The 715-nt window shown below is 62.5% G+C and carries 1 pseudogene; it reads left to right on the top strand.

The annotated features are described in order from the left end of the window. A pseudogene (locus tag EXE42_RS16190) lies at positions 1 to 715 on the top strand (transferase); the annotation flags it as partial.

Genomic DNA, 715 nt, shown 5'->3' on the forward strand with positions numbered 1-715 from the left:
GCTCAACGATTGGGCCGGCGTGGCTGAAGCGTTGGACGCCCAGCGGATCACGGTGGGTGGGACGCTCGGCATTAACCCGCTTGAGATCACACCGCCCACCGACCAGGCCCGCGAGCAGTTGGGTACTGATGCCAGCCCACTCACCGAAAAACAAGAGCGCGTCAGCAGCTTCCTCGCGAACTTCTTTGCGCAGCGCGGAATCTCCTTGGGTGACCGGCGGACGACGCTTGAGGTGGCCATCGAGGTGGCCTACCGAAATGCCGGCATTACCGAGGACGTGACCACCCACGACCGTGAGAGTCCTACGCTGCGAGACGTGATCGATGTCCTCGAGGCGGTGGTCGACGACCCGGACGCGTTCACGCTGCGGACGGCGGCAGAAGCCGAGAAGCTTCAGGCGGACGCTACGTGGCTGATTGATCAGTTGCGGCCGTTCGGGCCGGATGGGCAGTTCGCGCATCTCGGCCGACAGAGCGAGGTTGATTTCGCGGCTGCGGATCGCATCTATCTGGATTTAGCCCAACAGGAGGGGCGTGTCGGCGGGCGGACGACACTCGTGATGCAGCTGCTCATCTCGCTGGTGTACGAACGCGCCAAACAGACGGACAAGGAGGTGGTCTTTGTGATTGATGAGGCTCGCTACGTGTTGCGTGATGCCGCGAATCTGACCTTTCTCGAGACGATCTTTCGGCACCACCGGCACCACGATCTCTCG

This window comes from Halorubrum sp. SP3 (assembly GCF_005435195.1).
In the GTDB taxonomy this organism is placed as follows: domain Archaea; phylum Halobacteriota; class Halobacteria; order Halobacteriales; family Haloferacaceae; genus Halorubrum; species Halorubrum sodomense.